26 protein-coding genes and 1 pseudogene are annotated in these 25890 nt (G+C 74.3%); 12 read left to right on the top strand and 15 right to left on the bottom strand.

The genetic code is table 11. The features are described from left to right. Window positions 1-324: 324 nt before the first annotated feature. Window positions 325-1179: a siderophore-interacting protein gene (locus O1G21_RS34720; RefSeq protein WP_270149341.1), complete on the bottom strand. Its 855-nt coding sequence runs from the start codon at window positions 1177-1179 to the stop codon at window positions 325-327. Window positions 1180-1270: 91 nt separating this feature from the next. Here O1G21_RS34720 and O1G21_RS34715 point away from each other — a divergent pair, with 91 nt between their 5' ends. Next, complete coding sequence (locus O1G21_RS34715) at window positions 1271-2032, top strand: TetR/AcrR family transcriptional regulator (RefSeq protein ID WP_270149340.1); 762 nt, start codon at window positions 1271-1273, stop codon at window positions 2030-2032. Between the two features lie 15 nt (window positions 2033-2047). On the opposite strand, the gene O1G21_RS34710 is transcribed toward O1G21_RS34715, so the two are convergent. Continuing rightward, window positions 2048-2245, bottom strand: a complete 198-nt coding sequence (locus O1G21_RS34710) for a hypothetical protein (protein WP_270149338.1) — start codon at window positions 2243-2245, stop codon at window positions 2048-2050. Window positions 2246-2404: 159 nt separating this feature from the next. On the opposite strand from O1G21_RS34710, the gene O1G21_RS34705 reads away from it, so the two are divergent. From O1G21_RS34705 to O1G21_RS34690, 4 genes and pseudogenes are all read left to right on the top strand, one after another. Continuing rightward, entirely contained in the window at window positions 2405-3763 is a 1359-nt protein-coding gene (locus tag O1G21_RS34705; protein ID WP_270149336.1) for a D-alanyl-D-alanine carboxypeptidase family protein, read from the top strand. Between the two features lie 37 nt (window positions 3764-3800). Beyond that, a complete protein-coding gene (locus O1G21_RS34700; protein WP_270149334.1) occupies window positions 3801-4214 on the top strand; it encodes a PPOX class F420-dependent oxidoreductase in 414 nt (137 codons plus the stop codon). A gap of 6 nt (window positions 4215-4220) precedes the next feature. Continuing rightward, window positions 4221-4667: pseudogene (locus tag O1G21_RS34695) on the top strand (diguanylate cyclase); the annotation flags it as partial. A 39-nt stretch (window positions 4668-4706) separates the two neighbouring features. Beyond that, the gene (locus O1G21_RS34690; RefSeq protein ID WP_270149333.1) at window positions 4707-5108 is read left to right on the top strand and encodes an NTP pyrophosphohydrolase; all 402 of its coding nucleotides are present in this window, start codon (window positions 4707-4709) and stop codon (window positions 5106-5108) included. A gap of 132 nt (window positions 5109-5240) precedes the next feature. On the opposite strand, the gene O1G21_RS34685 is transcribed toward O1G21_RS34690, so the two are convergent. Continuing rightward, entirely contained in the window at window positions 5241-5720 is a 480-nt protein-coding gene (locus tag O1G21_RS34685) for a zinc ribbon domain-containing protein (protein ID WP_405000849.1), read from the bottom strand. A 250-nt stretch (window positions 5721-5970) separates the two neighbouring features. On the opposite strand from O1G21_RS34685, the gene O1G21_RS34680 reads away from it, so the two are divergent. The 3 genes from O1G21_RS34680 to O1G21_RS34670 are packed head-to-tail and all read left to right on the top strand — an operon-like array spanning window position 5971 to window position 8905. Then, window positions 5971-6132, top strand: a complete 162-nt coding sequence (locus tag O1G21_RS34680; protein WP_270149332.1) for a hypothetical protein — start codon at window positions 5971-5973, stop codon at window positions 6130-6132. 59 nt (window positions 6133-6191) lie between these two features. Continuing rightward, window positions 6192-8381, top strand: a complete 2190-nt coding sequence (locus tag O1G21_RS34675; protein ID WP_270151421.1) for a heavy metal translocating P-type ATPase — start codon at window positions 6192-6194, stop codon at window positions 8379-8381. Next, complete coding sequence (locus O1G21_RS34670; RefSeq protein WP_270149330.1) at window positions 8378-8905, top strand: copper chaperone PCu(A)C; 528 nt, start codon at window positions 8378-8380, stop codon at window positions 8903-8905. The genes O1G21_RS34675 and O1G21_RS34670 overlap by 4 nt, the downstream gene beginning before the upstream one ends. On the opposite strand, the gene O1G21_RS34665 is transcribed toward O1G21_RS34670, so the two are convergent. After that, entirely contained in the window at window positions 8835-9272 is a 438-nt protein-coding gene (locus tag O1G21_RS34665) for a helix-turn-helix domain-containing protein (RefSeq protein ID WP_270149328.1), read from the bottom strand. The two genes, O1G21_RS34670 and O1G21_RS34665, sit on opposite strands and share 71 nt — an antisense overlap. 311 nt (window positions 9273-9583) lie before the next feature. On the opposite strand from O1G21_RS34665, the gene O1G21_RS34660 reads away from it, so the two are divergent. Then, the gene (locus O1G21_RS34660) at window positions 9584-11287 is read left to right on the top strand and encodes a sensor histidine kinase (RefSeq protein WP_270151419.1); all 1704 of its coding nucleotides are present in this window, start codon (window positions 9584-9586) and stop codon (window positions 11285-11287) included. A gap of 55 nt (window positions 11288-11342) precedes the next feature. Here O1G21_RS34660 and O1G21_RS34655 read toward each other — a convergent pair whose 3' ends face one another. The 9 genes from O1G21_RS34655 to O1G21_RS34615 form a co-directional block, all read right to left on the bottom strand. Beyond that, window positions 11343-12059 (bottom strand): response regulator, encoded by a 717-nt coding sequence (locus O1G21_RS34655; protein WP_270149326.1) that lies wholly within the window; start codon window positions 12057-12059, stop codon window positions 11343-11345. A 139-nt stretch (window positions 12060-12198) separates the two neighbouring features. After that, complete coding sequence (locus O1G21_RS34650; protein ID WP_270149324.1) at window positions 12199-12732, bottom strand: hypothetical protein; 534 nt, start codon at window positions 12730-12732, stop codon at window positions 12199-12201. Between the two features lie 103 nt (window positions 12733-12835). Beyond that, window positions 12836-14605, bottom strand: a complete 1770-nt coding sequence (gene ctaD, locus O1G21_RS34645; RefSeq protein WP_270151417.1) for an aa3-type cytochrome oxidase subunit I — start codon at window positions 14603-14605, stop codon at window positions 12836-12838. Between the two features lie 257 nt (window positions 14606-14862). Continuing rightward, window positions 14863-15735 (bottom strand): Vgb family protein, encoded by an 873-nt coding sequence (locus O1G21_RS34640; RefSeq protein WP_270149322.1) that lies wholly within the window; start codon window positions 15733-15735, stop codon window positions 14863-14865. Window positions 15736-15816: 81 nt separating this feature from the next. Continuing rightward, window positions 15817-16899 carry an AI-2E family transporter gene (locus O1G21_RS34635; RefSeq protein ID WP_333493524.1) on the bottom strand — a complete coding sequence of 361 codons (1083 nt, stop codon included), beginning with the start codon at window positions 16897-16899 and terminating at the stop codon, window positions 15817-15819. A gap of 82 nt (window positions 16900-16981) precedes the next feature. Beyond that, a complete protein-coding gene (locus tag O1G21_RS34630) occupies window positions 16982-18067 on the bottom strand; it encodes a winged helix DNA-binding domain-containing protein (protein ID WP_270149320.1) in 1086 nt (361 codons plus the stop codon). Then, the gene (locus O1G21_RS34625; protein WP_270149319.1) at window positions 18064-18789 is read right to left on the bottom strand and encodes a glycerophosphodiester phosphodiesterase; all 726 of its coding nucleotides are present in this window, start codon (window positions 18787-18789) and stop codon (window positions 18064-18066) included. Before O1G21_RS34625 ends, O1G21_RS34630 begins: the two co-directional genes overlap by 4 nt. A 96-nt stretch (window positions 18790-18885) precedes the next feature. Further along, window positions 18886-19302, bottom strand: a complete 417-nt coding sequence (locus tag O1G21_RS34620) for a TOBE domain-containing protein (protein WP_270149318.1) — start codon at window positions 19300-19302, stop codon at window positions 18886-18888. Window positions 19303-19468: 166 nt separating this feature from the next. Further along, window positions 19469-20674 (bottom strand): ROK family transcriptional regulator, encoded by a 1206-nt coding sequence (locus O1G21_RS34615; protein ID WP_270149317.1) that lies wholly within the window; start codon window positions 20672-20674, stop codon window positions 19469-19471. Between the two features lie 209 nt (window positions 20675-20883). On the opposite strand from O1G21_RS34615, the gene O1G21_RS34610 reads away from it, so the two are divergent. Continuing rightward, a complete protein-coding gene (locus O1G21_RS34610; protein WP_270149316.1) occupies window positions 20884-22116 on the top strand; it encodes an MFS transporter in 1233 nt (410 codons plus the stop codon). Window positions 22117-22214: 98 nt separating this feature from the next. After that, window positions 22215-22985 (top strand): dienelactone hydrolase family protein, encoded by a 771-nt coding sequence (locus O1G21_RS34605; protein WP_270149315.1) that lies wholly within the window; start codon window positions 22215-22217, stop codon window positions 22983-22985. Window positions 22986-23017: 32 nt separating this feature from the next. On the opposite strand, the gene O1G21_RS34600 is transcribed toward O1G21_RS34605, so the two are convergent. Both O1G21_RS34600 and O1G21_RS34595 read right to left on the bottom strand, forming a co-directional pair. Further along, window positions 23018-23665: a response regulator transcription factor gene (locus tag O1G21_RS34600; protein WP_270149313.1), complete on the bottom strand. Its 648-nt coding sequence runs from the start codon at window positions 23663-23665 to the stop codon at window positions 23018-23020. Then, window positions 23650-24909 (bottom strand): sensor histidine kinase, encoded by a 1260-nt coding sequence (locus tag O1G21_RS34595; RefSeq protein ID WP_270149311.1) that lies wholly within the window; start codon window positions 24907-24909, stop codon window positions 23650-23652. The genes O1G21_RS34600 and O1G21_RS34595 overlap by 16 nt, the downstream gene beginning before the upstream one ends. A gap of 198 nt (window positions 24910-25107) precedes the next feature. Here O1G21_RS34595 and O1G21_RS34590 point away from each other — a divergent pair, with 198 nt between their 5' ends. Then, a complete protein-coding gene (locus tag O1G21_RS34590; protein ID WP_270149308.1) occupies window positions 25108-25839 on the top strand; it encodes a TVP38/TMEM64 family protein in 732 nt (243 codons plus the stop codon). Window positions 25840-25890: the final 51 nt, after the last annotated feature.

Here is a 25890-nt window from a genome sequence, read left to right as displayed (position 1 = left end):
AGAGGGGGAAATCCCCATCGGGAAGTAAAAATGACCATCAGAAAGTAAAATACACAGTATAAATCCGGCCGCGTCCGCCCCATTTTCACCGATTCAGAGCCGATCAGGACGGGTCAGAGAACGGTGAGAACTGACTGATCCGCCAGCAAAAAGCGTCAGTGGCGAACTCTGGCCACCGGCGGAACATCGCCACCGGCTGCCTACTTGTCGACACTGCGACCCTTCCTTCCCCCTCGACCGCGATCGAAACACCACAGTGCGGCGGACCGGCCCGGGCGGCCGGGGAGTTCGTCCACGCCCCGGCCGCCCGGCGCTTTCCCACCGTCAGGAGAAGGCCGCCAGCCGCTCCCGGGCGTCCGCCAGGTCCTCGTCCGTCGGCGCGTCGTCCTGGGTCAGCCGGTGGCGCCAGTACCCCGTGAAGTCGATGTCCGACTTCGCCACCCCGTGCTGCTCGACCAGGCACCGCCGCACCGCCCGCACCGCCCCCGCCTCCCCGGCCAGCCAGACGAAGGGTCGACCGCCCGGCAGCACGCCGTCGCGGAACGCCCCGGCCAGCAGGGCGCCCGGGGCCGCGCCGTCGCGGTACAGCCACCGCACCTCCAGCTCGGCGCGACTGCACAGCTCCTGACGTTCCGCCCGGTCCGCGACCTCGATCCAGGCGTGCGCCCGCACCCCCTCGGGCAGCGCCTCCACCAGCGTCGCGAGGGCCGGCAGCGCGCTCTCGTCCCCGGCCAGCAGCACCCGGTCGGCCGCCGCCGCGGCCTCGGCGAACGGGACCGGCGGCGCGTACAGCGCGGACGGGCCGACCAGGCCGAGCCGGTCCCCCGGCGCGGCCCGCAGCGCCCAGGCGGCGGCCGGGCCGGTGTCGCCGTGCAGCACGAAGTCGACCTCGATCCGGCGGGTGCCGGGGTGCCGGCGGCGCAGGGTGAAGCTGCGCAGCAGTGGGCGTTCGGCCTCGGGGACGGCCAGGTAGGCCTGGTACCAGCCCATCGGGTCGTCCTGCTGCGCGGGCAGCGCGGGCCCGCGCTGCCCGGGGCGCGGGAAGCAGAGCTTGAGCTGCTGATCGGGCGTCGTGCCCACGGTGTCGGCCAGGTCCTCGGCCTCGAAGGTGACCCGGGCGGTGCGCGGCGTGATCCGGTCGACCGCCATGACCTCGACGAAGGTGACGGGCAGTGTCATCGCGAAACCCCTTCGATACGGAATGCTGATAACCTTACGGCATAAAGAGTTATCATCGGAACGGATACTTTACGCCATAAGGAGATTCTGGATGACCGTCTACGCCGGGCAGGGAGACCCCGATCGCTCACTCGCCCTGCTCTGGGGTCGCCCCGGGGAAGCGCGCACCGGGCGCACCGGTCCGAAACCGGGCCTGAGTGTGGACGCGATCGTGTCCGCCGGAATCGCGGTGGCCGACGCCGAAGGGATGGCCGCCCTGTCGATGCGCGCCGTGGGCGAACGGCTCGGCCGCACCGCGATGGCGCTCTACACCTACGTGCCCGGCAAGGCCGAGCTGCTCGACCTGATGCACGACCGCGTCCTCGCCGAACTCCCCGGCCAGCCACCGCCGTTGGACGACTGGCGGGCCGCCGTCACCGCCTGGGCCGAGGAGCTGTACGCCTGCTACCTGCGCCACCCCTGGGTGCTCCAGGTCTCGCAGGCCCGCCCTGTCCTCGGCCCGGCCGAACTCTCCGCGATGGAAGGACTGTTGACCGCCCTTCAGCCAGCCGCCCTGGCCCCGGAACGGCTGCGCGGGGCGGTCGCCGCGCTCTGGCAGTTCGTCCGCGGCACGGCCGCCACCGCCGCGGAGACGCGCGGCGCGGCGGCCGCCACCGGCGTCGCCGACGAGGACTGGTGGAACGCCCGCTCGGCCCGACTCGCCGAGCTGGCACCGGACTTCCCGCAGCGCTTCCCGCTGCTGACCGCCCTGCAGAGCGCCGTCGGCGGCCCGCCCGAGGACAGCGCCCGGGAGGCCTTCCGCACCGGACTGGCCGTGCTGCTCGACGGGGTGGCGTCGGGGGCCGGTCGCTGACCCCGAAGCGCCCGGTCAGCCCCGGCGGGCGGCCGGGATCGCGAGCAGGACGCCGAGCACCAGCAGCACGGCGTACCCGGCGGTCTCGTGGCCGTCCGGCACCAGGAAGCGGACGAAGCCGAACAGCCGGAAACCCCCGAGCCGGTCGGACAGCAGGCCGGTGCCGCCGCCCAGGATGAGCACGAAACCGAGGTAGCCGAGCAGGTTCTTCATGCCCCGAGCCTAGGAATCCGGCGCCGCCCGCCCAACCGACTTTCGGCGCGACCGGCCCTGACCAAAGTCGCGCGGCACCGACCGAAGTCGCGCTCCGCACTCCGTCCGGACGGAGCAGCAGGCACGGCGGCCCGGCGGCGGCGCCGGTACGTTCGCGGTGTGCAGTCAAAGCGTGTGCAGCAGAAGACACCGTCCGTCGCCAGGATCGCGGCCGCCTCCGCCGCCGCCCTGGTGCTCGCCGCCGGTGCCCCGGCGGCCCTCGCCCAGGACACCGCCTCCTCCACCGTGGGCGGCGAGCGCCTCGGCCGTCCGGACGTCCAGGTCGAGCCGCTGGCCGGGGCGCCCAAACTGCCCTCCGAACTGACCGGCCGCTCCTGGCTGGTCGCCGACGCCGGCACCGGCGAGGTGCTCGCCGCCCGCAACGCCCACCAGCCGCTCCCGCCGGCCAGCACCCTCAAGATGCTGTTCGCGGACACCGTGCTGCCCAAGTTCGACCGCTCCCTGGAACACCAGGTCACCGCGGACGACCTCGCCAACCTCGGCGTCGGCAGCAGCCTGGTCGGCGTCAAGGAGAACCTGCCGTACCGGGTCGAGGACCTCTGGCGCGGCGTCTTCCTCAGCTCCGGCAACGACGCCGTGCACGTCCTGGCGCACATGAACGGCGGCGTCCAGCAGACCGTCGACGAGATGCAGGCCCGCGCCCAGTCGCTGCAGGCCCGGGACACCAAGGTGATCTCCCCCGACGGCTACGACATGGACGGCCAGGTCACCTCCGCCTACGACCTCACCCTGTTCGCCCGCGCCGGGCTGCGCAACGCCGACTTCCGCTCCTACTGCTCCACCCGCACCGCGCCCTTCCCCGGCGGCCTGGACAAGACCACCGGCCAACGCACCACCTACGACATCGCCAACACCGACCGGCTGCTCGGCAAGTACCCGGGCCTGATCGGCGTCAAGAACGGCTACACCACCAACGCGGGCGCCACCTTCACCGGCGCGGCCGAACGGAACGGCCGCACCCTGCTGGTGACGGTGATGCACCCCGCGGCCCAGGGCAAGGTGTACGACGAGGCCGCCAGCCTGCTCGACTGGGGCTTCGCTGCCGCGGGCAAGGTCCAGCCGGTCGGGCAGCTGGTCGACGAGCTCGCCCCGAAGCCCACCGCGGGTGACTCGGGCGGCTCTCCGTCCGCCGGTTCCCCGGAGCCCACCGGCGAGGGCGACGCCGGGCTGCCGCCCTGGTCCCGGCCGCCGGTCATACACGGCGCCTCCGGGGTGGCGCCCGCCCTGTGGTCCGGCGCCGCCCTCGCCACCGTGCTCGCCGTCTGGCTCACCGCCCGCACCGCCGCCCGCCGCCGCACCGCGCGCACCGCGCTGATGGCGCCGACCCTGGTCGGCGGCCCCGGCGGCGCCGGGCGCACCAGCATCGGCTCCACCGGCGTCGGCGGCCGCAGCCACCGCCGACTGGCCCGGCGCGCCCGCTCCCTGCTGCACGGCCGCCGCCCCAGCCGGGACGACTGACCTGCGCGAGTCCGGGGTCGGGCCCTAGAATCCGGGCATGACCACGCCCGACCCCGCCGCCTCGGACCGGCTCGCCCGGATCGTCAGCCTCTCCGCCGGCAGCTACCTGCTCGTCACCACCTACAAGAAGGACGGCACCCCGGTGCCGACCCCGGTGTGGGTGGTGCGCGACGGGGAGGCACTCGGCATCTGGACCGTCGCGGACTCCTGGAAGGTCAAGCGGATCCGCAACCGCGCCGACGTCCTGGTCGGCCCCTGCGACGTCAAGGGCCGCCCGACCGGCGAGCAGTACCCCGGCACCGCCGAGATCCTCGGCCCCGAGCGCACCGCCGCCTACCGCACCCTGCTGCGGCAGAAGTACGGGCTGCTCGGCGTGCTCACCCTGCTCGGCAGCCGACTGCGCCGCGGCGAGCGCGGCACCCTCGGCATCCGGATCACCCTGGCGGACTGACCGCCCCACGGTTGCGGGCTCGCCGAGCGCTTCGCCCGTACCGACCGGCGGTTCGAGATCGACGGCGCCGACGAGGCCCGCCACTTCCTCGCCGCGCACGGCATCGCCGAGGAGCCCGCCCAACGGGTCTGGACCGCCATCGCCCTGCACACCACCCCGGAGATCCCGCTGCACATGGCGCCGGAGATCGCCCTGGTGACCCGGGGTGTGGAACCGGACGTCCTGGGCATCGGGTACGACGCGGTCACCGACGCGCAGCGGGCCGCCGTCGTCGCCGCGCCCCCTCGGCCCGACTTCAAGAACCGCATCCTGGCGGCCTTCCCCGAGGGCATCGGGAACCGCCCGGACACCACCTTCGGCAACATCAAGGCCGACGTCCTGCCCCACTTCGTCCCCGGCTTCGAACGCGGCGACTTCGTCGACGTCATCCGGGACTCCGACTGGCCGGAGTGATGCCCGCGCCCGCCGTCCGCCGTGGCAGGCTTGGCGGCCATGGAACAGAACGAGGCCGCGCCGCCGCCCCTGCTGGTGGTGGACGGCGCGAACGTGGTCGGCTCGGTGCCGGACGGGTGGTGGCGCGACCGGCGCGGCGCCGCCGAACGCTTGCGGGACTCCCTGGTCGCCGTCGCCGAGCGGGGCGTGCCGGAGCACCCCGGACCGCTGGAGGTGGTGCTGGTGGTCGAGGGCGCGGCCCGGGGCGTCACCGGCCTGCCCGAGGTCCGGGTGGTGTCGGCGGGCGGCAGCGGCGACGACCGGATCGTGGAGCTGGTCCGCGAGGCCCGCGCCGAACATCCGGCGCGGGCCTGCCTGGTGGTCACCGCCGACCGCGAACTGCGCGGCCGTGTGGGCGAGTTGGGCGCCGTGGTGACCGGCCCGCGGAGCATCCGGCGCTGACCGGGCCGCGGGTCAGCGGATCTGGAGGGCGTTCATTCCCCAGTGGATCGACGGGTCCGAGGTGTGCACGGTCAACTACCCGACCCTGAAGGACGGGCTTGCGGTTGACCGTGCGCCTGACGAGTTGCCCCGTCAGCGGTCACCGCGTCTGACCAGCGATCCACGGAGCGCTGGTGGGGCAGTTGACTTTGCCCCGCTGCCACGCATCAGCCGCGCGGTGGCGGATGTTGCGGGAGCCTCCCCCAGCCTTCGGCCGGGAGGTGCCCCATCATCCGCGTGCATCGTGGTGCCGCAGGCACGGCACGCGAACGTCGCTTGATCCACTCGGTTGGTCCGGTGGGTGTGCCGGCAGGAGGAGCATTGGCGGGAGGTGTAAGCCGGGCTGACGTGCACGACCGGGACCCCGGCGCGCTGGGCCTTGTACTCCACGAAGGCTCCGAGCTGGGCGAAGGCCCAGGAGTGGAGGCGGTACCGCTGGTCGTGCTTGGCCTTGACCCTCTCGCGGATGCCCGTCAGGTCTTCCAGGGCGATCCCGCGCGAGGTGCGTTCGCTGCCAATACACCAGCGGCTGCAAGCCGTTACGGCGCTTCTCACCCGTCCGGAACGCGACATCCGACACGTGGTTCGCGGCCCGGTTGCAGGCGCGCAGCGTGGCAGCCAGGGCGTGTCGGCCTGATAGGCCGACGGCTCCAGCTTCACACGCACCACGATCTTCACAGAACGTGTGAATATGTTCACGCAACGCTATAGACCAAACCGGGAGGTCAGAGCCAACCCAAAGTCTCGTCGGTTGTGCGGGAACCAACCGCTCCGGGTGTCCGACTGGTGGGGGGTGAGTGCGAAATCGCCGGGTGTCCGGCCGTTGAGTGTGTTGGCGGGGTTCGCCCTGCTGTTGGTGGTGGTGTTCGTGGTGGCGTACGCGGTGGGGCGGCAGGCGGGACCGGTGGCGCCGGGGCTGGTGCCGAGCCGGAGCGGCGGGGCGTCGCCGGGGGCGGGTGGGCACGACATGGGCGGGATGCGGTGAGCCCGGTCGCGGGGGCCGATGCCGGGGCCCTGGTGTCCACCGATCTGGCGGTCGGCGGGATGACCTGCGCCGCGTGCGTGGGCCGGGTCGAGAAGCGGCTGGGCCGGATCGCCGGGGTGACGGCCGGGGTGAACCTGGCGACCGGGCGGGCCCGGGTGCTGCACCCGGCCGGGGTGTCCGTGGACGAGCTGATCGCGGCGGTCGAACGGGCCGGCTACACGGCCGAGTTGGCGTCGGCCGGGGTGCCCGTCGGGTTGCCGGAGGAGGAGCCGGACGAGCGGTGGCGACTGCTGGTCACCGCCCTGCTGGCCGTCCCGGTGCTGGTCCTGTCGATGGTGCCCGCGCTGCAGTTCACCGCCTGGCAGTGGGTCTGCTTCGCGCTGGCCGTCCCGGTGGTGACCTGGGGTTCGGCGGGCTTCCACCGGCGGGCCTTCCAGGGGCTGCGGCACGCCACGGCGACCATGGACACCCTTGTCAGCCTGGGCGTCGTCGCCTCCTTCGGCTGGTCGACGTACGCGCTGTTGCTCGGCGGGGCCGGGCGGTTGGGCATGCGGATGCCGTTCTCGCTGACCGCCGACGGCGGCGGCGCGGCACACGTGTACCTGGAGGCGGCGGTCGGCGTGCCGCTGTTCGTGCTGGCCGGGCGGCTGCTGGAGGGGCGGGTCCGGCGGCGCAGCGGGTCCGCGCTGCGGGCGCTCGCCGAGCTGGGCGCCAAGCAGGTGTGCGTCCGGGCGGAGGACGGCGAGGAGCGCCTGGTACCGATCGAACTCCTGCTGCCCGGGCAGGAGTTCGTGGTGCGGCCGGGCGAGCGGGTGGCCACCGACGGGGTGGTGGTCGAAGGGGGTTCGGCGCTCGACCTGAGCCTGCTGACCGGGGAGAGCGTGCCCGTCGAGGTCGGCCCCGGGGACCGGGTGGCTGGCGCGACGGTGAACGTCGGCGGGGCGCTGGTGGTACGGGCCACGGCCGTCGGCGCCGACACCCAACTGGCCCGGATCACCGCGCTGGTGGCCGACGCCCAGGCCGGCAAGGCCCGGGCGCAGCGGCTGGCGGACGCGGTGGCCGGGGTGTTCGTGCCCTGTGTGCTGACGGTGGCGGTGTGCGTGCTGGGCTTCTGGCTGGGCGCGGGCGCGACCCCGCAGGCGGCGGTGACGGCGGCGGTCGCCGTGCTGGTGGTGGCCTGCCCGTGCGCACTGGGCCTGGCCACCCCGACCGCGCTGCTCGCCGCGACCGGCCGCGGTGCCGAGCTGGGCGTGCTGGTGCGCGGCCCGGAGGTGCTGGAGAGCCTGCGCCGGGTGGACACCGTGGTGGTGGACAAGACCGGCACCCTGACCACCGGCCGGATGGAGCTGGCCGCGGTGACGGTCGCCGACGGCTTCACCGAGGAGGAGGTGCTGCGGCTGGCGGGCGCGGTCGAGCACCGATCGGAGCATCCGATCGGACGGGCCGTCGCGGCGGCCGCCCGGGAGCGCTGCGGCGCCCTGCCGCCGGTGGACGGCTTCGCGGCCACGACCGGCCTCGGGGTGTCCGGCACCGTCGAGGGCCGGTCGATCCGGGCCGTCCGGCCGGACGGCTCCTTGCCGTCGGCGCTCGCCGGGGCCGTCACTGCCGCCGGCGAGGCGGGCCGCACCGCCGTACTGGTGGAGCTGGACGGGCACGGCGCGGCCGTGCTCGCGGTCGGCGACACGCTGCGCTCGGGCAGCTGGCGGGCCCTCCACCGGCTGCGCGGCATGGGCCTGGAGACCGTCCTGCTGACCGGCGACGGCCCGGGAGCGGCGCGGGCCGTCGCCGCCGAGCTGGGCATCGAGCGGGTGCACGCCTCCGCCTCGCCCGAGCGCAAGGCCGAGGTGGTGGCCGAACTGCGCGCCGCCGGACGGACGGTGGCGGTGGTCGGCGACGGCGTCAACGACGCGGTCGCGCTGGCCTCGGCCGACCTCGGAGTGGCGCTCGCCTCCGGCAGCGACGCCGCGATCGGCGCGGCCGGACTGACCCTGGTGCGCGGCGAGATCGAGGCCGTGGTGGACGCGGTACGGCTCGCCCGGCAGACCCTCGCCACCATCCGGGCCAACCTGCTCTGGGCCTTCGGCTACAACCTCGTGCTGATCCCGCTGGCCGCCGTCGGGCTGCTGAACCCGATGCTGGCGGCGGTCGCGATGTCGCTCAGCTCCCTGCTGGTGGTGGGCAACAGCCTGCGGCTGCGCACCTGGGAGCCGGGGCGGCGCGGGCAGCAGCGGAAGGGGGGCCGGCGGTGAGGGGGCCGGGGCGCTCCAAGGCGGCGGGGCGGTTCAGGGTCCCGGCGCTGGAGCGGTTCAGGGTGGCGGGCCCGCCGGTGGGCGCGGCGGCACTCGCACTGGTCCTGCTCACCGGCTGGACGGCCGTCGGCGGAGCCGGCGGCCCCCGCCCGGTGGAGGCCGACGCGGGCTGGATGCTGCTGCCGACGGCGGGCGCCGCCGCGGCCACCGCGGCCTTCTTCACGATCCGCAACCCGGGCGACGTCCCCGACGAACTGACCGGCGCCGGCTGGGAATTCGGCGGACCGATCACTCTGAAGCGCCACGTCCACCAGGGCGCGGCGGGCCGCTGGGAGCCGGTCTCCGCCCTGCCCGTCCCCGCCCGGGGCGAACTGGCGATGTCCCCCGAGGACGCCGACCTGATGATCGCCGCCCCGCCGCCGCTGCGGCCCGGCCGGTGGGTGGGCTTCACCCTCACCTTCCGGCACAGTCCGCCGCTGCGGCTGATCGCCAGGGTCCTGCCGCCGGGCGGGCGCCCGCGCTGAGCAGGGCGGGTGGCCGGGTGTCATCGGAGGTCTGCCTGGAGTCCTGCCAGTTCCTGAGTCCGGTCGCGAGGCGGTCAAGACCGGTGGCGTAAACCTCCTTCGAACACTCCGCCCACCACGGCGCGACATCCGCCTTGGCGGTGTTCCACGCCTTGCGGAGCGAGTGCATCGACCACGACAGCGACGGTGTCAGGTCGCCGTCGGCGATACCGTAGGACCTCTCCGCCTCCCGCTGGGACAGGTTCGCCTTCACCTGCGCCAGGCCCCAGTTGTAGGCCACCCGGGCCGCACCGGCATGACGCAGCAACACCCCGACCTGACGCGCAGTCGGGTCGAGCGCGAAACGGTACGCCTGCGTCACGATCACCGGGCGACCGTACCGGCCGCCCCCGACTACCGGGCGAAATGCTCGAATTATTGAGGAATGCTGATGAAATTGACAACACTTGGCACCCCAGCCCACGGGACGGAAGACCCGCCCGAACCTTACGGACGACCCCGGCCTCCACCCGGCCGACACCCGGGCACTACCGTGTGGACACGGCATTCCCGCTGGTCGGACACCACCGAAGCCGCCCCGGCCGACGGTCGGGTCGACAGCGGCCGGCGGTCGGGGCGAGGACGAGGAGGACTGCGGTGGGCGGAGTGGACGGCAGCGCGGCGGGCGGCGGCGCGCGGATGCCCCGGCTGCGCCTGGACGAGCTGCTGGAAGAGCTCCAGTGGCGGATCGACGCGGCGCGCGGGACACAGAACCGGGTGCACAACCTGCTGGAGGCGGTGCTCGCGGTCGGCCGCGAGCTGGATCTCGCCCAGGCGCTGCACCGGATCGTGGAGGCCGCCGTCGACCTGGTCGACGCCCGCTACGGCGCGCTGGGCGTGATCAGCCCGGACGGGCACGCCCTGTCACAGTTCCTGACGGTCGGTCTGTCCGAGGAGGAGATGGCCGGGATCGGCGCGCCGCCCTCCGGCCGGGGCATCCTCGGCGAGCTGATCCGACACCCGCAGCCGCTGCGCTGCCCGGTGCTCTCCGAGCACCCCGCCTCGGTCGGCTTCCCGCCCAACCACCCGCCGATGCACACCTTCCTCGGGGTGCCGGTGCGGGTGCACGGCGAGGTGTTCGGCAACCTCTACCTGACCGACAAGCGCGGCGGACTGGACTTCGACGAGGACGACGAGGCGGTGATCGCCACCCTGGCGGTCGCGGCCGGGGTGGCGATCGACAACGCCCGGCTGTACGAGGAGGCGCAGCTGCGCCAGCGCTGGCTGCGGGCGAGCACCGAGATCACCCGCAGTCTGCTGTCCGGCGCGCCGCGTCTGGAGGTGGTCGAGCTGATCGCCCGCCGGGCCCGGGAGATCGCCGGCGCCGAGCTGGCGGACGTCTCGGTGGCGCTGGCCGGCCCGGAGGAGCGGGCCGAGGAGCTGGCGGTGGAGGTCGCGCTCGGTGCCGACCCCTCGGCCCGGCTGGGAGTGACGGTGCCGGTGGACGGCACCCTCTCCGGCGCTGCGTACGCCTCCGGTTCGCCGGTGACCAGCGACGAACTGGCCGGCGACGCCCGCTTCGCGGCCGGTCCGGCGGGCCGCTTCGACGGGCTGGGCCCGGCCGTCGCGGTGCCACTGGGCACCGGCGCCGGGTACGGGCGCGGCGTGCTGCTGCTGGCCCGGGCGCCGGGGCAGCCGCCCTTCGGACCGGAGGAGACCGGCCCGCTGCTGGGCTTCGCCGACCAGGCGGCGCTCGCCCTGGAACTGGCCGAACGGCGGCGCGACGCCGAGCAGTTGAACCTGCTGGAGGACCGCGACCGGATCGCCCGGGACCTGCACGACCTGGCCATCCAGCGCCTCTTCGCCACCGGGATGACCCTGCAGAGCGCGGGCCGGCTGATCGACAGCCCGGCCGCCGCCGACCGGGTCGCCCGCGCGGTGGCGGACCTGGACGAGACCATCAAGATCATCCGCTCGACCATCTTCGGTCTGCGCGCCCACAGCGAACCCGACCACGGCCTGCGCGCCCGCGCCACCCGGGTCGTCACCGAGGCCCAGGGCCCGCTCGGCCTCGCACCCCGGCTGAGCATGGAGGGCCTGCTGGACACCGACGTCCCGCAGGAACTCGCCGAGCACGTGGTCGCCGTGCTGGCCGAGGCCCTCAGCAACACCGCCCGGCACGCCCGCGCCACCCGGGTCGAGGTGACCCTGCGCGCCCTGGCGGGGCGGGTGGTGCTCACCGTCGCGGACGACGGGGTGGGCATCCCCGAGGGCGGCCGGCGCAGCGGACTGCGCAACCTCGCCGAGCGCGCCGACCGGGTCGGCGGCACCCTCACCCTCGGCCCGGCGGACGGCGAGGACGGCGGAACCCGCCTGGTGTGGGAGGCGCCGCTCGAGTCGTGAGCCGGCTCCCGGCGCCGTCCGGGAGGAGTCTGGCCCCGATCCTCCGCCCCGGGCCTCAGCGCCGGCCGGCGCGCAGTGGGGAGGGCTGGGCGGCGGCGGACTGCCGCAGCTCGGTGGCGATCAGTGCCGCCTGCACCCGGCGCTCCACGCCGAGCTTGGCGAGCAGCCGGGAGACGTGGTTCTTCACCGTCTTCTCGGCGAGGTAGAGCCGCTCGCCGATCTGCCGGTTGGTCAGGCCCTCTCCGATCAGCGCCAGCACCTCCTGCTCGCGCGCCGTCAGCGCCGGTCCGGTGGTCGCCGGCTGCGCGGGCACGGCGTCGCTGCGCAGGCGGTTCAGCAGCCGGGTGGCCGCGCCGGGGTCGAGCATCGAACGGCCGGAGGCGACGGTCCGGACCGCGGCGACCAGGTCGGTGCCGCTGATCTGCTTCAGCACGTACCCGGCGGCGCCCGCCATCACGGCGTCCAGCAGCGCCTCCTCGTCGTCGAAGGAGGTCAGCATCAGACAGGCCAGGTCCGGCATCCGCGACCGCAGCTCCCGGCAGACCGACACCCCGTCCCCGTCGCCCAGCCGAACGTCCAGCACCGCCACGTCGGGCCGCAGCGCCGGCACCCGCACCAGCGCCTGCTCCGCCGTCGCGGCCTCCCCGACCACCACCAGGTCCGGCTCGCCGTCCAGCAGGTCGTGCACCCCGCGGCGCACCACCTCGTGGTCGTCCAGCAGGAACACCCGGACCGGCGCCGTACCCCCGGCGCCCTCCGTCTTGGTCGCCATCACACGGCTCCGCCCTCGTCATCCCCGCACGCTCCCGGCGGGGCCCACCGCATCATCCCCCGCGCGGCAGCACGGACCCAGGGCCCAACGACCCCATTGAGTGGGCTTTCCCGGTGCCGCCGTCGGGACGGGCACGCGCTCAGCGTCCCTGCCGCCGTACGTTTCCCAGCCCCATCAGCAGGAACGCGAGCGCTACCCCCGCGCCGCTGACCGCCGCAAGCGCCGCCCTCGGCACGACGCCGCCCCCGCCCGAAAACAGGATCGCGACCGCCCCGAGCGAGGCCACCGCCGCGCCCACGACCAGCCACCCCGCCAGCGTCACCGCCGTCGGGCGGCCCGTCCTCCGGGCCGGGCCGACGTCCAGGGCGGCCCAGCGCGCCGCGCTCTCCCGCTGCTCACCGCGCCGGTCCCACCGGGCCCGCACCCGCAGGGCCGCGCCGCCGACCAGCCCGGCGAGCGCCACCTGTGCGGCCGGCCGCCAGTCGGACAGGGCGAGCAGCAGCCCGCCCGCCAGCGCGAGCGCCGCCCACCAGAGCACGCAGGCCGCCGCCGCGGTGCGGATGGAGCGCGGCCGGTCGGCGCCGGCCTGGAGGTCGGCGATGGCGGGCAGGTACCAGACGTAGCCGCTCGCGGTGAGGGCGGCGGTGCTGATGGCGAGGACGGTGTGGGTCATGGGCCGGCCTTCCGGTGTCGCACGGATCACGAAATGTGGGGCCGTTCCCGCCCGCTCGGGGGCAGCGGCGCGGGCGGGAACGGCGTTCAGGGGGAGCCGGGGCTCAGCCGTCCGTGGCGGAGGACGAGGACAAGGACGAGGACGAGGACGACGCCTGCGCCCGCTCGGCCCGGGTCAGCGGCCGGTCGTACTTCACCGGCTCGACCTCGCCCAGGTGCTTGGCCGGCTTCCCGGTGTGCTCCAGCACGTCCCGGGCCGCGATGTCCGGGTGGTGGAGGTCGAAGGCCGGGGATTCGGAGCGGATCCGCGGCAGCTTGACGAAGTTGTGCCGCGGCGGCGGGCAGGAGGTGGCCCACTCCAGCGAGCGGCCCCAGCCCCACGGGTCGTCCCCGGTGACGCGCTCGCCGTACTTGGCGGTCCTCCAGACGTTGTAGAGGAACGGCAGGATCGACAGGCCGAGCAGGAAGGACCCGATGGTCGACACGGTGTTCAGGGTGGTGAACCCGTCCGAGGCGAGGTAGTCGGCGTACCGGCGGGGCATGCCCTCGGCGCCGAGCCAGTGCTGCACCAGGAAGGTCGTGTGGAAGCCGACGGTGAGCGTCCAGAAGGTGATCCGGCCGAGCCGCTCGTCGAGCTTCTTGCCGGTCATCTTGGGCCACCAGAAGTGGAAGCCGGCGAACATCGCGTACACCACCGTGCCGAACAGCGTGTAGTGGAAGTGGGCGACGACGAAGTACGAGTCGGAGACGTGGAAGTCGAGCGGCGGCGCGGCGAGCAGCACGCCCGTCAGACCGCCGAACAGGAAGGTGACCAGGAAGCCGACCGTCCAGAGCATCGGCGTCTCGAAGCTCAGCGAGCCCCTCCACATGGTGCCGACCCAGTTGAAGAACTTGACGCCGGTCGGCACGGCGATCAGGAAGGTCATGAAGGAGAAGAACGGCAGCAGCACCTGCCCGGTGACGTACATGTGGTGTGCCCACACCGTCACCGACAGCCCGGCGATGGCCACCGTGGCGGCGATCAGTCCGGCGTAGCCGAACATCGGCTTGCGGCTGAACACCGGGATGACCTCCGAGACGATGCCGAAGAACGGCAGCGCCAGGATGTACACCTCGGGATGCCCGAAGAACCAGAACAGGTGCTGCCAGAGCATCGCCCCGCCGTTGGCCGGGTCGAAGACGTGCGAGCCGAACTTGCGGTCGCACTCGAGCGCGAGCAGCGCGGCGGCCAGCACCGGGAAGACCAGCAGCACCAGCACCGAGGTGAGCAGCACGTTCCAGCAGAATATGGACATCCGGAACATGGTCAGTCCGGGGGCGCGCATGCAGATGATGGTGGTGATGAAGTTGACCGCGCCGAAGATGCTGCCGAAGCCGGACAGCGTGACACCCATGATCCACATGTCGGAGCCGACGCCCGGCGAGTGGACGGCGTCGGACAGCGGCGCGTAGGCGAACCAGCCGAAGTCGGCGGCGCCCTGCGGGGTGAGGAAGCCGGCGGCGGCGATCAGCGAGCCGAACATGAACAGCCAGTAGGACAGCATGTTCAGGCGCGGGAACGCCACGTCGGGCGCGCCGATCTGCAGTGGCATGATCCAGTTCGCGAAGCCGGTGAACAGCGGCATCGCGAAGAGCAGCAGCATCACCGAACCGTGCATGGTGAAGGCCTGGTTGAACTGCTCGTTGGAGAGGATCTGCGTTCCGGGCCGGGCGAGTTCGGCACGCATGACCAGGGCGAGGATGCCGCCGATCAGGAAGAACGCGAACGAGGACACCAGGTACATGGTGCCGATCGTCTTGTGGTCGGTGGTGGTCAGCAGTCCGACCAGGGCCGAGCCCGGCCGCCGCCCGGCCCGAACCGGGCTGGGCGGCAAGGCCGTTGGCCGCGGGGTGGGGTCGCCCTGTGCCTGGGTGGCGCTCAAGGACGCACTCCTTAGGAACGTCGTGCGAATGGATGCGATCCATGATCCGAACGCACACCCCGCACGCCCCAGGGCCCTTGGACCCGCCCACCCGGGGCCGCTGGGCCCGACTTCCCGGGTCCCCACCCGGGACCTCCCGACCCGGTCGGCCCACCGGCCGTTACGGCCGGGAGAGTTGACGTACCGTCAACTCAGGCGGGCCCCGCGGTTCAGCCCGCCAGCCGGGCGATCTGCCCGCGCTCCAGTGCCGCGTACACCGCCCCGCCTGGGCCGACGGCGATGCCGTGCGGTTCGGCGCCGGGGCCGGGGACCGGGTGGCCGTCCAGCCGGCCGTCCGGGGTGAGGACGCCGATCCGGCCGGCGCCCCACTCGGTGAACCACAGCCGGCCGTCCGGGCCAGTGGCGATAGCGTGCGGTTTGGAAGCGCGGTCGGCCAGCGGGTACTCGGTCACCTGCCCGTCGACCGTGATCCGTCCGACCAGTCCGCCGCCGATCCCGACGTACCAGAGCACCCCGTCCACCCCGGCGGTGATCCCGACCGGCGCGGTGCCCCCGGTGGGCAGCCGGTGGACGGTCACCTCGCCCTGGACGCTCACCCGGGCGATCGCGTCCGCCTGGTTGAGCGTGCACCACAGTGCGCCGTCCGCCCCGGCGGTGATCAGCGACGGGAACGCCCCGCCCAGGGGCAGCGGGTACTCCGTCACCTCCCCGTCCACGGTGATCCGCCCCACCCGGTCGGCGCTCAGTTCGGTGAACCACATCGCTCCGTCCGGCCCGGCGGCGATCCCGTACGGCCCGGCGTTCGCGGTCGGCACCCCGTACGACGAGACCTCCCCGTCCACCGTGATCCGCCCGATCCGGTGGTCCCGCATCCGGGTGAACCACAGCGCACCGTCCGGCCCCACGGTGATCACCGACGGCCCGCACTCCGGCGCCCCCAGCCCGAACCGCTCCACCACCCCGTCAGCACCCAGCCGCCCGATCTCCCCGGCGTGCACCAGGGTGAACCAGACGCCCCCGTCCGGCCCCACCGCAACCCCGTACGGCCCGTCCCCCGCGCCGGCCACCTCGAACAGTTCCAACCCGCACCCCTCCGAAGCTACTATCGCGACTCTCGTCGCATTAATGATGCTCGCACACCTGCCCGTCCCAGGGCAACCGCCTTACTCCCGGCCGCCCGCCAGCCCCCGGAGCACCGAGATCACGCCCGCGCCCGCCGCGCACACCGGCACCGCCAGCAGGGCGCCGATGATGCCCGCGATGCCGGAGCCGGCCACCACGGCGACCATGATGGTGGCCGGGTGCAGCTCCACCGTGCGGCTCTGGATGACGGGCTGGAGGACGTTGCCCTCGATCAGCTGGACCGTCAGCACCACCCCGAGCGCCCACAGCGCCGTCCCGAGGCCGCCGTCGGCCAACGCGACCAGCACCGCCACCGTGCCGGACAGGAAGGCGCCGACGAACGGGATGTACGCCCCCATGAAGACCAGCGCGCCCAGGCCCGGCGCGCCGGGAACGCCGAGGGCGAGCAGGCCGACGGTGATGAAGCCCGCGTCGATCAGGGCGATCAGGGTGGTGCCGCGCATGAAGCCGGCCATCGCGTCGAAGGCCCGGTCGGCGCAGGCGACCACGGTGTCGGCGCCGCGCCCGGGCAGGTGGGAGCGGATGGCCTCGCCGGTGCGGTGGCCGTCGCGCAGGAAGAAGAAGACCAGGGCGAGCGCCAGCACCGCGCCGGTGATCAGCTGGGTGAGCAGGCCGAGCCCCGAGAGCACGCCGTGGGTGAGGGTCGAGACCAGCGCGTTGGTCTCGCCCTTGGCGTTCTCCAGCGCGTGCTGGATCTTCGCCCCGAAGGGCCCGAGCCACCGGGCCAGCCGCTGCCCGGCGCCCGGCAGCGAGGCGGCGATCTGCGGAGCGCTGTGCACCAGGGAGTTGACCAGCAGGGCGATCACCCCGACCACCGCGACCACCAGTACCAGGCAGGTCAGCCCGGCCGCCAGGCTCCGGCCCACGCCCCGCCGGACCAGCCAGGGCACCACCGGGTGGAGCAGCGAGGTCCCCAGCAGCGCCAGGACGAACGGCACCGTCGCGGCCCGCAGCTCGACCAGCGCGAAGACCACCAGCGAGCCGACGGTGATCAACAGGATCACCGCCGCCGACCAGGCCGCCGCCCCCCGCACTGCCGGCGGCAGCATCAGGTACGGCCTGCGGTCGTCGGGCCGCCCATCGGGCGGGCGCTCCACGGACACGGCCACCTCCGCCGAGGGTCGTCGTTGAGTCCGAACCGACCCATCTCAGCAGAGAATCTGACGATCTGCCCGTTATGGGCAGCTAGCCGGCCGGCTCGATCCGTACCGACCCGTCCGCGCCCGCGAAGGCCCGCACCCGCTCGGCCTCCGCCTCCGTCGCCGCGCGGTCCGTCCGTGTCAAGCGGGCGAAGGGCTGGACGACCACCTCCTGGTCGGCCGTCAGCCGCCAGGTTCCGGCGACCAGCCCGTCCACCAGCAGGGTGCCGAGCACCAGGCCGTTCCGGGTCATCACCCGCGCCCGGTACTCCTCCGGCAGCACCCGGCTCCGGTCGGCGTGCGAGAGCAGCAGGTTGTCGAACGGCGCGAGCAGCCGCACCGGCGCCGGGGCGTCCGGTTCCGGGCGGGGTGCCCGCGGCAGGTCGTACAGCAGCCGGCCCTGCTCGTCGCGGAAGGTCGGCAGCTGCGGCGTCAGCCGCCGCAGCACCGGACTGAGGCCGGTGAGGCCGCACCACTTCGTCAGGTCCACCGCGCTCGCCGGGCCGAAGGCGGCGAGGTAGCGCAGCACCAGGCCGTCCGGCGAGGGCGCGGGGTCGAGCGGGCGGCCGAGCCAGGCCTCGGCGGTGGTGTGGGCGGCCGGGCCGCTGCGCCCCCACAGCCCGCGCGGTGGCACCTGGACCAGCGGCAGCAGGCACCGTGCGGCCTGGGCCAGCGCCGCCGGGTCGCGGTCCGGGCGGGTGGCTGCCAGCAGCGCGCCGAGCCGCTGGAAGGTGCGCGGCTCCTCCTCGACCAGCGCGCGGGCCTCGGTGGCCAGCGCGTCCAGGTCGAGTCCGGCCAGCTGTTTGCCGTAGGTGGTGCGCAGCGCCTGGTCGAGGACGGGCTGGAGCAGCGGGCGCAGGGTCAGGCAGTCCTCGGCGGTGACCAGGTGGATGGTGCCGCGCTGGAGCGCGATCCGGACCACCGCCCGCCGTTCGAGCAGCTCGGTGAGCCGCTCCGGGGTGAAGCCGTCCAGCCGGGAGAGCAGCCCGAGGTACGGCGGCTGGGGGACGGCCTGGGCCTGGAGCCCGCCGAGGTGGTGGATGACCTCGAGGGGCGTCCGGTCGGTGCGGGCGAGCAGGTGCTGACGGGCCAGCAGTGCCCGGCCCAGCGCCCGGGTGCCGAGCACCGTCACCGGCGGCCGTCCACGACCGAGCGCAGTACGGAGATCCGGTTGGTGGTGATCGAGGCGGCCCCGGTGTCGCGCAGTCGGCGCATGGTGCGGCGCAGGTCGGCCGTCCAGGTGGAGACGGCGAGCCCCTCGTCGGCCGCGGCCTCGACGAACCGGGGGGTGACCAGACCGAACGGCGGGTTGAGGAAGCGCGGGCGCAGGTCGCGCAGCAGGGCGGGCGCGGGCATCCGGGGCTGCTTCCAGGTCAGCGCGATCTCGGCGTCCGGGGTGAGCTCGCGCACGGCGAGCATGGCGGTGGCGGGGCCGCAGAAGGCGACCACCCGCTCGGCGCCGAGCCCGGTGACGACGGACCAGGTGGCGGCGGCCGGTCCCGGCTCGTCCAGGTCGATGAGCAGCCGGGGGCCGTTCGCGGCCGCCACGGCCTTGATCGCCTCGGCGAGGGTGGGGACGGCCAGTTCGCCCTGGCGCAGCTCGTCCAGTTGCTCGGTGGTGACCCGGCCGATCGCGCGCGGGTCGCCCCACAGCCGCTCCAGGGTGGGGTCGTGCAGCAGCACCGGCACCTTGTCGCGGGTCAGCTGGACGTCCACCTCGACGGCGTCGGCCCCGGCGGCGAGCGCGGACTCGACCGAGGGCAGGGTGTTCTCGCGGTGGCGGTACGGGTCGCCGCGGTGGGCGACGGCGAGCACCGGGCGGCGGTCGGCGGGGGCGGGTGCGGCGAGGCTCATCGAATCAGTCCAGAAAGCCAGGGGGTGAGGTCGTGGACGGCGGGAAGGTCCGGGTCGGCATGGTCGGCGTGGTCGGTAAGGACCGACAAGGAGGGGCTAGCGTCGCTCGATCATCACATTGGTCGACTTGATGACCGCCGTGGCCGGTGCGCCCGGCACCAGCTCCAGCTCCTCCGCCGACTCCCGACTGATCAGCGACACCACCCGGAACGGCCCGGCCTGCACCTCCACCTGCGCGGCCACGTCGCCGAGCACCACATGGGTGATGATCCCGGGGAAGCGGTTGCGCGCCGAGGACGGCCGGCCCTCGGCCTCGGCGGTCTCCGGCCGGGCCAGCTCGCGGGCGAAGGCGGCGAGCTCGGCGCCGGGGATGATCCGGTGCCCGTGCTCGTCCCGCACGGCGGCGAGCCGTCCGGCGTCCACCCAGCGCCGCATGGTGTCCGCGCTGACGCCGAGCAGCGCCGCCGCCTCACCGATGCGGTACGGGTTGACCGGCACCTCGGGCTGGCCCATGTGCGACTCCTGACGGTGGTTCGAGGTAAGGGGTACGCGCCCCCTCCGCCATCCTGCCGTACCGGGGACGCCAACGGAAAACGCCCCGGGGCCGGGGTCCGGAGGCGGGCGCAAGGGCTTGTCTGACAATTCGCGTCGCGCGGCGGCGGGAATTGGCGGACAAGCCCTACGGCTCGCCGAACAGGTCCCGCCGCACGGCGTCCCCCGCGGTGAGCACCGCCCCGGCGAGCACCGCGCCGCCGCCCGCCGTACCGGCCCGCACCTCGGTGCGCAGCGGGGAGAGCCCGGCCAGCCGCCGTTCGACCCGCCCGGCCAGCTCGGCGCCGCCGGCCCGGCCGATCTCGCCGCCGAGCACCACGCAGCCGGGGTCGAGCACCACGCAGAGCGCGGCCGCGCCGAGCGCGATCCGCTCGGCCAGCTCGTCCAGGAACGGTTCGCCCGCCGGGCCGGCGGCCAGTGCGGTGCGCACGGCCGCCTCGGCGGCGGACGCGTCCCCGGCCGGGTCGGCGGGCAGCCCGTGGGCGCGGGCGAGTGCGCAGATGGCGGCGCTGCCGACCAGGCCGTGGAAGCCGCCCTCGCAACTGTCCGCGCTGGGCAGTCCGACCGTGCCGGGGACGGGCAGGAAGCAGATCTCGCCGGTGCCGCCGGAGAAGCCGCGGCGCAGCCGCCCGTCCAGGATGACGGCGGCGCCGACGCTGTGGCCGAGCCACATCAGCACGAAGGTGTCGCGGTCGCGCGCGGCGCCGACCCGGTACTCGGCCCGGCCGGCCAGGTTGACCTCGTTCTCCAGGATGACGTCCGTGCCGGGCAACTCCCGTAGTGCCGTGAGGAGTTCGGCGTGCCAGCCGGGGAGCTTGCCGGTGCTGTGCAGCCGCCCGGTGGCGGGGTCGACCAGGCCGGGGGCGCCGACCGCGACGGTGTGCAGCCGCTCGACGCCGGCGTCGCGCGCGGTCTCCAGCAGGGTGCGGACGATCGCGGCGGCGGCGCCCTCGGGCGACGCGGCGGCAGCGCTCCCGCCCGACGCCTCGACCGGCACCTCGGCGGTGGCGAGGGTGCGCCCGACGAGGTCGGCGACGACCAGGCCGGCGCCGCCCTCGCGGACGTCGAAGGCGGCGATGTGCGCGCGCGAGGCGACCAGTGCGTACAGCCGGGCGTTGGGACCGCGCCGCTGTTCGCCGCGTTCGCCGACGACGGCGACCAGGCCGGTGCGCTGGAGGCGGTCGAGCAGGTCGGCGACGGTCGGCCGGGACAGGCCGGTGAGGTCGCGCAGCTCGGTCGCGGTGAGGGGGCCCTGTTCGAGCAGGAGGTTGAGCGCCAGCCGGTCGTTGATCGCCCGGGCGGTGCTCGGCGTGGCCGTACGCGCGGTGGTCATGACCGATCATCCTTCCAGAGTGTTTCTATCAGGGTCCCTTCCTGATAATTTATCGAAGCGAACGAGCCGAACGCACCAAACGACCCGATCGCACCCGCCACACCATCCGCCGGAGGGCCCACCCCGCCGCGCGGACCGATCGGCCTGCACGTAGACCACCCACAGGGCACCGTCGCGCCCCGCACCGCGCGACCGGGAGGGAACGCCGGATGACAGTCACCACCCCCGAACCACTCGCCGACCCACGCCGCTCCCGGCTGAGCATCGCGCTGGTCTTCGGCGTGCACGGCGCCGTCGGCGGCACCTTCGTCACCCGCATCCCGTGGATCCAGCACCGGCTGGACCTCTCCCCCGGCCAGCTCGGCCTGGCCCTGGTGATGCCCGCGATCGGCTCCTCCCTGGCGATGCCGCTCGCCGGTCGCTTCGTCCACCGCTACGGCGGCCGGGCGGCGGTGCGCGGGCTGCTCTCGCTCTGGTGCCTGGCCCTCACGCTGCCCGCGCTCGCCCCCTCGCTGCCGGCCCTGTGCGCGGTGCTGCTGGTGTACGGCGCCACGGCCGGCATGGCGGACGTCGCGATGAACGCCCAGGGCGTGGAGATCGAGCAGCGCCTCGGCCGCTCGATCATGTCCGGGCTGCACGGGATGTGGAGCGCGGGCGGCCTGCTGGCCTCCGGCTTCGGCATCCTGGCCGCCCATCTCGATCTCGACGCCCGGCTCCAACTCGCGCTCACGGCACTGGTGTTGCTCGCCCTCGCCCAGCCGGTCGGCCGGGGCCTGCCCGACCTGCGGGCACCCGAGGAGGCGGAGGCGCCGGCACGGTTCGCCCTGCCGCCGCGCAGTTCGCTGGTGATCGGACTGGTCGGCTTCTGCGCGGTGTTCGGCGAGGGCGCCTCGATGGACTGGAGCGGCGTCTACCTCAGGGACGTCACCGGCGCCTCGGCCACCGTCGCCGCCGCCTCGTACACCGCCTTCTCGCTCACCATGGCGGTCAGCCGACTGGCCGGCGACGCGGTGATCCGCCGCCTCGGCGCCGTCCGCGCCACCCGGCTGGGCGGGGCGATCGCCACCCTCGGCGGTTTGCTGGTGGTGGCCGCCGACCACCCGGCGCTGGCCATCCCCGGCTTCGCCCTGATCGGCGTCGGCGTCGCGGTGATCGTGCCGCTCGCCTTCGCGGCCGCCGGACGGATCGGCAACAACCCCAGCCAGGCCATCGCGGGCGTCGCCACCGTCACCTACACCTCCGGCCTGATCGCCCCCGCCGTGATCGGCACCCTCGCCCAGGCCACCTCGCTCACCGTCTCCTTCGGACTGGTCACCCTGCTCGCCTTCGCCCTGCTGCTGAGCGCCGGGGCACTGCGCCGGGCCGAACCGAATTCCACCGACGACAACGTGACCGCAATGTCACCGGAAAGCTCTTCTGAAAAAGATCTCTCCACGATATGATGGCGAACCAATAACCGAATTCCCCGCTAGCATCACCGACCGTCGGGCGCGCTCCAGCGCCCGACGGTTTTCGCGATCCGTGAGGGGAATTCCGAGAAATGTGCTACGACCCGACCGCCGCACCGCCCGCTTTCGGCCCCGCCCGCCAACCCCTGGCCGAGGCCGCCGACCTGACCCTCACCTCAACCGACGGCACCGAATTCGCCGCCTTCCTGGCCCGCCCGGAATCGCCCACCGGAGTCGGCGTGCTCGTCCTGCCGGACAACAAGGGCCTTTCCGCGTTCTACCGCCACACCGCCGCCCGGCTCGCCGAACAGGGCCACCCGGCCCTCGTCCTCGACTACTACGGCCGCACCGCCGGAACCACCCCGGAAAACCGTCCGCCGGAATTCGGCGAACTCCCAAACGTGCTCCCCCACCTCCTCGCCCTCACCCCGGAAGCCCTGGACGCCGACATCACCGCCGCCCTCACCCGGCTGCGCACCCTCGGCCCGGCCGAGGTGGTCGCCCTCGGCTTCTGCTTCGGCGGCCGCCAGGCCTTCCGCACCGCCGCACCCCGCTTCGGCCTCACCGGCGCGGTCGGCTTCTACGGCTACCCGGACGCGATCAACGGCGCCCCCGGCCCCACCCAGCTCGCCGTCGGCCTCACCGCCCCGATCCTCGCCCTGTGGGGCGGCGCCGACGAACACATCCCGCCCGCCACCGTCGACGCCTTCGACGCGGCCCTCACCGCGGCCGGCTGCCCCCACGAGTTCGTCACCTACCCGGGCGCCCCGCACAACTTCTTCGAACAGTCGGCCGTCGACCACGCGGCCGCGGCCCGGGACGCGTGGCACCGCCTGCTGGCCTTCCTCGACGCGGCGGCCTGAACTCTCCACGCGGGGCCGGAGTCCCTTGGCCGTCAGGGCTGGTTCAGGTACGTGAGCACGGCCCGGACGCGGCGGTTGGTGTCGTCGTCATCGGCGATGCCTAGCCTGCCGAACATCGAGGTGGTGTACTTGCTGATCGCGCTGTCGCTGAGGAACAGCCGCCGTCCGATCGCCTGGTTGGACAGGCCCTCCGCCATCAGCCCGAGCACCTGGTACTCGCGCTCGGTGAGCTGGCTCAGCCCCCGCTCGGGCGGGCTCGCGGACAGCAGCTTGGCGATCACCGCCGGGTCCATCGCCGTCCCGCCGGCCGCGACCCGTTCCAGTGAGCCGATGAACTGGTCGGCGTCGAACACGCTCTCCTTCAGCAGGTAGCCGACCCCGCCGGAGCCGTCGGCGAGCAGCTCCCGGGCGTACAGCTGCTCGACGTGCTGGGAGAGGATCAGGATCGGTAGGCCGGGAAGCGCGCGGCGGGCCGCGAGCGCCGCCCGAAGGCCCTCGTCCGACTGGGTCGGCGGCATCCGGACGTCGACCACGGACACGTCCGGGCGGTGGGCCAGCAGTGCGTCGAGCGTCTCGGGCCCGGTGGCGGCGGTGGCCACCACCTCGTGCCCGCAGGCCTCGATCAGGTGGACCATCCCCTCGCGCAGCAGGTAGAGGTCTTCGGCTACGAGTATTCGCATGGCACCGTCATCCTGACGTGGGTCGGTCCGCCGGGCGGACTGGTGATCTCGAGGGAGCCGTCGAAGGCGTCGAGGCGACGGCGCAGGCCGGCGAGCCCGCCGCCGGGCCGTTCCCGGACGCCGCCCGAACCGTCGTCCTCGACCTCGACGACGAGCCCGTGGTCGTCCTGGCGGAAGGTGACCCCGGCCCGGGTCGCGCCGCCGTGCTTGACGGCATTGGTGAGCAGCTCGGCGACGCCGAAGTAGACGGCGGACTCGATCGGCGCGTCCGCCCGTACCGGGGTCTCGGTCTCGACGCTCACGTTCAGCCGCAGGTCCAGGGCGAGGGCGCGGACCGCGTCCACCAGGCCGCGTTCGGTCAGCACCGGCGGACTGATGCCCTGGATCAGTCCGCGCAGCTCGGCCAGCGAGGCCTTCGCCCCGTCCTGCGCGTCCCGCATCAGCGCCTTGGCCCGCTCCGGGTCGCGCTCCACCAGGAGCTGGGCGGTCGTCAGCGAGAGCCCGAGCGCCACCAGCCGGGCCTGCGCGCCGTCGTGCAGGTCCCGTTCGATCCGGCGGATCTCGGCGGCCTGGGCGACGGTGGCGTCCGCCCGCTGCGCGGTCAGCTCCGCCACCCGCTCGGCCAGCGCCATCGCCCGCGACGGCCGAAGGAAGCGCTCGGCCACCGGTATCACCACCCGCCAGGCGTACGGCGCGCTGCCGACGGCCAGCAGCAGCCCGAGCGCCCCGAGCAGCCGGGCGGGGGCCTCCGGCCGGGCGAGCCCGAGCGCGGCCGCGGCCAGCGCGAGCGGCGGCAGGGCGGCGACGGGGCCCGCGGTGAACCCGGCGACCGCGACGAACCGCAGGTCGCGCAGGTTGGCGGGGTCGCGCCAGCGGATCCGCCAGTGCTGGTCCATCAGGGCGTCGCGGCGGGTCCTCTCGTAGCTGAAGCCGTTCCACCAGAAGCCGGTGGACATCCGGACCACCGGCGGGGCCTGCCGGTATCCCGCCGGCAGGGCACGGCCGCCCCAGCGCGCGACCAGGGCGCGCACCGCCCGGCACACCGGGCGGGTCAGCACCAGGCTGCCCGCACCCACCAGCAGCACCGGCAGCAGCCACGACCACGGGTTGGCCGGCCCCCAGGACCACCCCAGCGCCACCGCGCCCGCCCACACCGCCGGGACCAGCAGGGTCACCGCCGCGACCGCGCACGCCCGGACGAACCCCACCACGGCTGCCGCCGCCCATGCCCCCACACGCCTCACGGCCCTTCCCCACCTTCCGTCGGTGCACCCACTGTGCACCGCGCGGAGCCCCCGCCCGCCCTGATCCGGGGCAGGAGTGTGGCCAGCCCCACCCGGTCGTGGGCCCAGCCGGACACCCCGCCATCATGCCGATCACGATCACCGGCGTCGAGCGTCACCCCCGACCGACCCGCGCCGGGGACCGGTTAGGCTCTGGCCGTGCCCGCCGCCCTGACGACCTCCCCCACCCCGACCGCCGACGAGCCCGCCGACGACCGCGCCGGGCAGCGCGCGGGCGGCCCGGCCCGCGCGGCCTGGTGGCGGTTCGGCCTGCTGGTGCTGCTGCTGGGTGCCTGCGCCGGCTCGCTGTTGCTGTGGAGCCCGACGGACCTGCTCTCCGGCGGCCTGGCGGACCGGATGCCCGGGTACTGGTTCGCGCCGCTGTTCACCCTCGTCTACGCGGTCGGCACGCTCGCCTTCGTGCCGCGCCCCGCGCTGAACGCCGTGGCCGGGCTGCTGCTGGGCATCCAGCAGGGGGTGCTGCTCGCCGTGCTCGGCACCACCCTGGGCGCGGCCATGGCCTTCGCGCTCGGCCGGGGACTGGGCCGCGAGGCGCTGAAGCCGTACCTGCGCGGCAAGGTGCTCGGCGCCCTCGACCGGCGCTTCACCGACCAGGGCTTCCGCAGCGTCCTGGTGCTGCGACTGCTGCCCGGTCTGCCGTTCCAGGCGGGCAACTACGGCGCGGCCTTCTCCGGGGTCCGCTTCCTCCCCTTCCTGTTCGCCACCGCGATCGGCGTGGTGCCGACCACCGCCGTGTACGTCACCGCCGCGGCCAGCGCGGACCAGCCGGGCTCGGCGGCGTTCCTGGTGTCGGCCGGGGTGATCGCCCTGCTGGTGCTGGGCAGCCTGGTCGGGCTCTGGCGGGCGGCCGCGGCCCGCCGCCGGGCCTGAGGGCCGGCTGACAACCGGTCGCTTCGGTGAGCCACCCGCCAGGCGTCGGCC

The organism is Kitasatospora cathayae (genome assembly GCF_027627435.1).
Classification (GTDB): domain Bacteria; phylum Actinomycetota; class Actinomycetes; order Streptomycetales; family Streptomycetaceae; genus Kitasatospora; species Kitasatospora cathayae.
Note: the sequence above shows the minus strand (reverse complement) of the source record. Positions and strands in the feature narration are given on the sequence as shown.

Coding starts and splice junctions, on each gene's coding strand:
- O1G21_RS34650 (WP_270149324.1), bottom strand. CDS start 12,732: ATGACCCACACCGTCCTCGCCATCAGCACCGCCGCCCTCACCGCGAGC.
- O1G21_RS34655 (WP_270149326.1), bottom strand. CDS start 12,059: ATGGCGACCAAGACGGAGGGCGCCGGGGGTACGGCGCCGGTCCGGGTG.
- O1G21_RS34710 (WP_270149338.1), bottom strand. CDS start 2,245: ATGAAGAACCTGCTCGGCTACCTCGGTTTCGTGCTCATCCTGGGCGGC.
- O1G21_RS34600 (WP_270149313.1), bottom strand. CDS start 23,665: ATGCGAATACTCGTAGCCGAAGACCTCTACCTGCTGCGCGAGGGGATG.
- O1G21_RS34675 (WP_270151421.1), top strand. CDS start 6,192: ATGACCTGCGCCGCGTGCGTGGGCCGGGTCGAGAAGCGGCTGGGCCGG.
- O1G21_RS34625 (WP_270149319.1), bottom strand. CDS start 18,789: ATGAGCCTCGCCGCACCCGCCCCCGCCGACCGCCGCCCGGTGCTCGCC.
- O1G21_RS34715 (WP_270149340.1), top strand. CDS start 1,271: ATGACCGTCTACGCCGGGCAGGGAGACCCCGATCGCTCACTCGCCCTG.
- O1G21_RS34605 (WP_270149315.1), top strand. CDS start 22,215: ATGTGCTACGACCCGACCGCCGCACCGCCCGCTTTCGGCCCCGCCCGC.
- O1G21_RS34685 (WP_405000849.1), bottom strand. CDS start 5,720: ATGTCGCGTTCCGGACGGGTGAGAAGCGCCGTAACGGCTTGCAGCCGC.
- O1G21_RS34620 (WP_270149318.1), bottom strand. CDS start 19,302: ATGGGCCAGCCCGAGGTGCCGGTCAACCCGTACCGCATCGGTGAGGCG.
- O1G21_RS34610 (WP_270149316.1), top strand. CDS start 20,884: ATGACAGTCACCACCCCCGAACCACTCGCCGACCCACGCCGCTCCCGG.
- O1G21_RS34700 (WP_270149334.1), top strand. CDS start 3,801: ATGACCACGCCCGACCCCGCCGCCTCGGACCGGCTCGCCCGGATCGTC.
- O1G21_RS34615 (WP_270149317.1), bottom strand. CDS start 20,674: ATGACCACCGCGCGTACGGCCACGCCGAGCACCGCCCGGGCGATCAAC.
- O1G21_RS34720 (WP_270149341.1), bottom strand. CDS start 1,179: ATGACACTGCCCGTCACCTTCGTCGAGGTCATGGCGGTCGACCGGATC.
- O1G21_RS34660 (WP_270151419.1), top strand. CDS start 9,584: ATGCCCCGGCTGCGCCTGGACGAGCTGCTGGAAGAGCTCCAGTGGCGG.
- O1G21_RS34690 (WP_270149333.1), top strand. CDS start 4,707: ATGGAACAGAACGAGGCCGCGCCGCCGCCCCTGCTGGTGGTGGACGGC.